The organism is Allosalinactinospora lopnorensis, from assembly GCF_000981225.1.
In the GTDB taxonomy this organism is placed as follows: domain Bacteria; phylum Actinomycetota; class Actinomycetes; order Streptosporangiales; family Streptosporangiaceae; genus Allosalinactinospora; species Allosalinactinospora lopnorensis.
This window is the reverse complement of sequence record NZ_LAJC01000133.1, coordinates 1-6,533: the sequence shown is the minus strand read 5'-3', so window position 1 is coordinate 6,533 and position 6,533 is coordinate 1. Positions and strand designations below refer to the sequence as shown.

Here is a 6,533-nt window from a genome sequence, read left to right as displayed (position 1 = left end):
GGGCCCGCGGACACGGCACGCGGACAGGCCCGCCTCTGCTCCGCGCGTTCCGGTGGAAAGCTGCGATTCTGGATGCCGCATCCGGGATAGCCGACCAAGGAAGCGCGCGGCCTCCTCAGGGTCGGCCACCGGCCACGACGCACATCCCCGCTGGCTACGCCCAGGGCGGCGCCACGCCGGGGCCGGGAAGGTGTCGCACGGCCCTGGCGGGACCGGCCGTCCCGACTTGGAAACGGGGATACTGGGATGAGGAGGCGGACATGGGGCTCGGCCTGACCACGGATCTCTACGAACTCACCATGACGGCCGTCTACCTGCGTCGGAACATGCGCGCACCGGCCACGTTCAGCCTTTTCGCGCGGAAGCTGCCAACGGCGCGCGGCTTCCTCGTCGCCGCGGGACTGGAGGACTGCCTGCGCTTCCTCGAAGCCTTCCGGTTCGACGATGAGGATCTGGACTACGCCTCCACCGTTCTCGGGCTCGATGACGCGACCGTGGCGGGGTTGGCCGATCTGCGCTTCACCGGCGATGCCTGGGCGGTGCCCGAGGGGCGCGTGGTGTTCGCCGGAGAGCCGCTGCTGGAGGTCAGCGCTCCCCTGCCCGAGGCGCAGCTCGTCGAGACCGCGCTGCTGAACCACATGACCTTCCACACCAGCGTGGCGACCAAGGCGTTCCGGTGCGTCCAGGCGGCGGACGGAGCGACGTGGTCGACTTCTCGTTCCGCCGCACGCAAGGGATCGACGCGGGAATGTCGGTCGCCCGGGCCTGCGCGATCGCGGGCTTCGCCGGCACGAGCAACGTCGAGGCCGCCCGCCGGTTCGGGCTGCCGACCGTGGGCACCATGGCGCACTCCTTCGTCGAGGCGTTCGCGACCGAGGAGGAGGCGTTCACCCGCTTCGTCGACCAGTTCCCCGACCGCGCGACCTTTCTCGTCGACACCTACGACACGATGGGCGGCGTGCGCACGGCGATCAGCGTGGCGCGGCGGCTCGGCCTGGGTGACCGGTTCGGGGTCCGGCTGGACTCGGGGGACATGACCGAGCTGTCCATGCTGGCCCGGGCCGAGCTCGACGCGGCCGGCCTGCCCCGGGCTCGGATCTTCGCCAGCGGCGGACTCGACGAGTACGCCATCGACGAGCACGTCCGGGCCAAAGCTCCGATCGACGCCTACGGGGTGGGAACCAAGGTCGGCGTGTCGGCCGACGCGCCGTACCTGGACTCCGCCTACAAGCTCGTGGAGTTCGACGGCCGGCCGGTCATGAAACTGTCGTCGGGCAAGGTCTTCCCGCCCGGCGCCAAACAGGTGTTCCGCGGCCCGCACGGCGACCGCCTCTGCCTGCGCCACGAGCCCCCTCCCCCGGGCTGGGAACCGCTGCTGCGCCCGGCCATGCGCGCGGGCGAGCGGCTGAGCAGCGCGGAGAACTGGCAGGCCGCCCGCGACCGCCTGCGCGCCGACGCCGCCTGGCTGCCACCGGCGACCCGCGCACTGCGGGATCCGGCGCCGACCACCGTCGAATGGAGTCGGCCCCTGCACGAGCAGTACACACAGGTGCGGACGCGGCTCTCGCAGCACGTGGCCGGGCCGATCGAGGATCCGGTCGTCCCACCGCGCGACTGAGCCCGGCGGCCCGCTCGCTCGTCCTCACGGTAGCGCGCCGGTCGGGCACCTTATGGTGATGCGCCGCATGCCCGACGCGCGGCGGCTGCCCATCCCCTGCCTGTGGACCCGGCGTGTGAAGCAGGTGGGGTGCTTCCACCGCGCCCTGACAGCCATTCCGGGGCAGAGGTCGGGAAGGGAGTCGGTCGCGCCTTGGTCGGGTGCGTGCTTCGTGCCCGTGCGCACGACAATCACCGGCACCGAGGCATGGTGCAGCACCCGCCTGATCCACTGAGCCGAGCAGCAGCCCACGGAAACCACCGCGGCCGCGGGAACCGACAACGATCGGGGCCTTGTTTCTGCTCTCAGTGAGCAACGTGTGCGCCGGATTGTCCTCCACGACCACCACATGCACCGACGGCCGACCAGGCCGCCCTGATCTTGCCTCATCGACCAGGGCACGAACCCGCTTATCGGCGTGGATTGCCATGCTCTCACGGCCGACCATGTAGTTCGCCGCGCCCACCCCAGCGTATCCAGCGACACGGGCACCTGCTAGGCATGCACAACGGTGAGCTCCGCGTCGAGTCCGGCTGCCTCCTCCAACGCGAACCGCAGCGCCGCCCTGGAGTGCATGGAATCGTCAACGCCCACTACCACACGCCGGCGCTCCCGGTGTCGTCGTTCGTCTCCGGGTGGCACCACGGCAACGGGGCAGGAAACGTGAGCGGAGACGCGCACGCTCACTGACCCCAGGAACACCGAGCCCGCCCGCTGAGCCCACGTGAGCCGACAACAACGAGCTCCGCGTGTTCGACGCGTCGAGCAGGGCAGGAGCCGGCTCAAGTGATGACACGTGCGTTCGCACCGCCAACTCCGGCGCCGTCTTCTCAACATGCTCGACCGCCTTGGCGAGCACGACCGCCGCCCGGTCCGCCAGCTCTGGTGTAGGCACCATTCTGATCGGTGCTCTGAAGGGCACGGTGATCAGGGGCATGCTGAGTGCGTGCAGGATCTGTAGTCCGGTCCCGCGCCTGCGGGCCGCCCCGCCGCCCAGTCGAGCGCGACCTGGCTTAACGGGAGCCGTCCACCCCGACCACCACCTCGCGTTCGGTGGGAGGCCCAGTTTCGGGGACTGCACTCTCCGCGTTTTCGACGTTCTCAGATGTCACTGCGCTGCCCTATTTCGTCAGTCGAGAGCTCCAACCCGCCTCATGTACGAACCGCCACGCTGTTCGACGGTGGCCGGATTCGCGGTGGCCACGGCATTCGGGACCGCAGGCGCCGCCACCGGGAGCGCGGTTGTTCGTCTCTCGCGTCGTGCCTTGCGAGTTGCAGGCACAGCCGGTCACGTGCCTTGTCCACGGCGGTGCAGACGCAGTCACCATCCGCGCGGACACGCACGGTACCGGCCGCAGTGCCGACCGAGGCGACGATTCGGACCATCTCCCCGTAGCCGGTCACCGGTCTCCGTTGCACGGTGGCGCGCACGTCGGTTACGGGCCAGCGCGAGTAGCGATCGACCGTCGCGAGCCGATCCGCTACGTGCGCGAGGGCCGCAACGCCAATCCCTGTGGAGGGGACAATGGCGATGCGCGGATCCCACCACGGGTTCTGACCGCTCATGTCCCCTCCTCGCCGCAGGATCGGATTCCGGTCGATGACCTGCTGTTCTCTGAATCATTCTGGCCAGAGTCTGCGCCGGCCCGTCAGTGTCGACATGCCCCCCTCCGGGCGCCCTTCGTCCCGGCTTCAGCCGCGTTTCACAGGCGTTGGTCTCCGACCTTCGTCCCTATCGCTGCGCGTTCACGCGCCGTGGCCAGCGGGAACCAGGGAGGCCGCAACGGTCGCGCTCCTCCCGTCCTCGCCTCGCGGCTGGCGTTTGGCTTCGAGGAGGCAGGAGCCCGGTCCAGCCACTGGTTCCCCAGCGTCGCTCTCAGGAGCGGCACTGCGACGGCAGCGGTTCCGGAAAGGCCGGCCGCCATGCCGGCTCTCTTATGGGAAGCGCAATGCCCGCAGGTAGGGGTCACCGTGTGGGCGGATTGTCAGCCGGACGCGCGTGTCGACACACGTCACTCCGGAGGGTCCGGCCATGAGCGGGTTCATGTCGAGCTCCGCCACCTCCGGCAGGTCTTCGACCACACGCGAGAGGCGAAGCGCCACGTCCTCCAGTGAGGCGAGGTTCACGGCCTCATCACCGCTGTGCTCGCCAAGTTCCCGTAGTGCCCGCACCGAGCGAACGAGCTCCGCCGCGTCGAGGTCGGTGAGCGGGGCGAGGCGAGCCGCGCGGGTTCGCAACGCATCGGTGTAGGTCCCGCCGAGCCCGCACACGATCAGAGGACCGAACACCGGCTGCTGTGTCACCCCGAACAGCACTTCGAACCCGCGCGGCGCCATTGCCTGCACTAGGACTCCGCGCAGGTCTCCTTCGAACCGGCCGGCTACAGCGTCGTAGGCCTCACGTACCTCCTCGTCGCCGGAGAGATCGAGGCGCAGCGCGCCCGCCCGCTTCTTGTGGACCACACCCGCCAAATCCGCCTTCACCGCTACCGGCCCACCGAGCGCCGCCGCGGCCCGCGCGGCCTCATCGGCGCTGCCGACCCGCCGCCACGGCGCCACCGGGATGGCGTAGCACTCCAGCAGCTCCATCGCCTGTTCCAGCGGCAGCCACCCGCCCTCCGGGGACCGCGCGAGGAAGTCACGCACGATCCTGCCGACGCGGTGTGTCGCCAGGCCAGGGAGGTCCGGTTTGCTGCCGGCCGGGCGTACCAACCATCGGGCCCGTTCCCAAGCGTGTCCCAGTGCGGCGGCGGCTCCTTCGGGGCTGCCGTAGCAGGGCGTCACGGCGTGCTCGCCCATACGCACGGTGGTCACGCTCTCGGCCTGGTCCGGTGAGACGGCGATCACCGGTGTGGCGCGGGCCGTCGGGAGGATCGCCGACTCCGGCTGGGTGAGAGCGGTGGGCACCATGATCGCGATGATCGCGTCGACCTCCGGTGCCGCGGAGAGGGATTCCAGGCAGGCGCGCAGCTGGTCGCTCCGGACCGAGGGCGTGGTGTCGACGGGGTTGGCGCACGCCGCGCCGGCGGGAAGGTGCCATTCGAATTCACGGCTGGTTTCGGGGCTGAGCTCGCAGACCTCCAGCCCGGCGTCGGCGCAGGCGTCGGCGGCCAGCACGCCGGTGCCTCCCGCATTGGTGACGATGGCGACACGCGGCCCGGCCGGAAGCGGCTGGTGGGCCAGGAGGGCAGCGGTGCCGACGAGCTCCCCGATCCCGCGCGTCGCGGTAACCCCGGCCTGCCGGAAGAGCGCCTCGGTGGTCAGGGCCGGCGTGACCGCGGCGGCCGTATGGGAAGCCGCCGCGCGCTGCCCGGCCGCCGAGCGCCCCGCATGCACTGTAAGGATGGGCATCCTCCTGCCCAGCCGTCGGGCGAGCTGGGAGAACTTGCGCGGGTTACCGAAGGACTCCACGTGCACGAGCGCCATGGCGGTCTCCGCATCGGACTCCCACCACATCAGCAGGTCGTTGCTGCTCACGTCGAGCTTGTCGCCCGCAGAGACGAAGGAGGAGACACCGACCCCAAGCGCGAGAGGCGCTCAGGCAGCATTACGCCGACCCCGCCCGACTGCACGACGACGCCCGCTTGTCCGCGGGCGGGTGGGCGCGCGGCGAATGTGGCGTGCAGCCCCACGCCCGCCTCCATGTTCGCGATCCCGAAGCAGTTGGGCCCCACCAGCCGCATGCCGTGTTCACGGCACACCGTGAGCAGCTCCCGACCGGCCTGCGGAGCGAGTCCGGAGGTGATGGCGACGAGCGCGCCCACACCTCGCTCACCGCAGGCCACCGCGACCTCGAGGACGGAGTCCGGCGGTACCGCGATCACCGCCAGATCCGGTGTCTCGGGCAGCTCGGCCACAGAATGGTAGGCAACCACGCCGGTGGCACGCGGATGGACCGCGTGGAGGTGGCCGGTGTAACCGCTGGCGCAGATGTTGCGCAGGATCGCATTGCCTACCGAGACGGCGCGCCGTGTACCGCCGATGACGGCCACGACCCCAGGGCGCAGCATCCTGTTCAGGCTCTCCCGCTCTGCCCGGCTCTCTCGTCGACCGACGGCGTCGAGGTAGTGGTCGTCCTGGTCGAGTGGGATCACCATCTCCACCACACCGGCCTCGGTTCGCTGACGTAGCCGCATCCCCGCGTCGGTGAACACCCGCTGCATCTCGTAGTTGGACGCCAGTACCTCGGCGGTGAAGGCCGCGATCCCGTTCTCTCTGGCCAGCGACGCCAGGTGCTCCAGCAGCAGGGTGCCCACCCCCCGGCCGCGGACGTGGTCGGCGACGGCCAGGGCCACCTCGGCGGCGCCGGGACCGCCGGTGGCGTCATAGCTCGCCATCCCGACGATCTCGCCATCGAGCACGGCGAGGAGCGCCCTGCGATCGGCGTCCTGTACCGCGCACACCCGCTCCGCGACCTGGCCGGCTACCACGGCACTCGGGACGAAGAAACGCATCCGTTGGCTCTCGGACGACATGGCCTCGTGCATCCTGCGGACCTCCGGTGCGTCCTCAGCACGGGCGGGCCGGATCACCACAATGGCGCCATCGGTCAGCAGCGCGTGGGCGACATCGGCGCCGGGTTCAGCGGCCATGGTCGGCCACCCTCTCTTCGAAAGCATGAGGTGGAGATATGTGGAGAGATCAGAAGTGCGCTCCGTTTCCCCACGTGTCCCTTCCCAGCCTGACCGATGTTCGCGGCGTGCCCCCGAGTCCAAAGTCGCCGGGTACCCGGTCTTTGGATCCATCCGCCAGTGTCACCAGTCAGCCAGCGGATGCCTGCGAATCAGTACCCGCCTCAGCGTGAATGCTTCCTCACCGGCCAGTACACGTTCGGTCACAGACCACGCCATGCGGCCAGGCCCGAGTGTCATGGGGA

Annotated in this window: 4 protein-coding genes and 2 pseudogenes; 2 read left to right on the top strand and 4 right to left on the bottom strand. The window is 70.1% G+C overall.

What is annotated here, in order from left to right:
• Nucleotides 1-260: 260 nt before the first annotated feature.
• Both VS93_RS33605 and VS93_RS25615 read left to right on the top strand, forming a co-directional pair.
• Nucleotides 261-581: pseudogene (locus VS93_RS33605) on the top strand (nicotinate phosphoribosyltransferase); the annotation flags it as partial.
• A 122-nt stretch (nucleotides 582-703) separates the two neighbouring features.
• Nucleotides 704-1,618 carry a nicotinate phosphoribosyltransferase gene (locus tag VS93_RS25615; RefSeq protein WP_201776762.1) on the top strand — a complete coding sequence of 305 codons (915 nt, stop codon included), beginning with the start codon at nucleotides 704-706 and terminating at the stop codon, nucleotides 1,616-1,618.
• Between the two features lie 322 nt (nucleotides 1,619-1,940).
• Here the strand turns inward: VS93_RS25615 and VS93_RS32705 are convergent.
• From VS93_RS32705 to VS93_RS32230, 4 genes and pseudogenes are all read right to left on the bottom strand, one after another.
• Nucleotides 1,941-2,087, bottom strand: a pseudogene (locus VS93_RS32705) (hypothetical protein); the annotation flags it as partial.
• Between the two features lie 65 nt (nucleotides 2,088-2,152).
• The gene (locus VS93_RS32700; RefSeq protein WP_269082892.1) at nucleotides 2,153-2,251 is read right to left on the bottom strand and encodes a universal stress protein; all 99 of its coding nucleotides are present in this window, start codon (nucleotides 2,249-2,251) and stop codon (nucleotides 2,153-2,155) included.
• Nucleotides 2,252-3,592: 1,341 nt separating this feature from the next.
• Nucleotides 3,593-5,134, bottom strand: coding sequence for an acetate--CoA ligase family protein (locus VS93_RS32235; RefSeq protein ID WP_236700740.1), 1,542 nt, complete (start codon nucleotides 5,132-5,134; stop codon nucleotides 3,593-3,595).
• Nucleotides 5,131-6,249 carry a GNAT family N-acetyltransferase gene (locus tag VS93_RS32230; RefSeq protein WP_236700739.1) on the bottom strand — a complete coding sequence of 373 codons (1,119 nt, stop codon included), beginning with the start codon at nucleotides 6,247-6,249 and terminating at the stop codon, nucleotides 5,131-5,133. Before VS93_RS32230 ends, VS93_RS32235 begins: the two co-directional genes overlap by 4 nt.
• Nucleotides 6,250-6,533: the final 284 nt, after the last annotated feature.

What these genes read in the sequence shown, in the direction of transcription:
- VS93_RS32230 (WP_236700739.1), bottom strand. Translation starts at nt 6,249, where the DNA reads ATGGCCGCTGAACCCGGCGCCGATGTCGCCCACGCGCTGCTGACCGAT.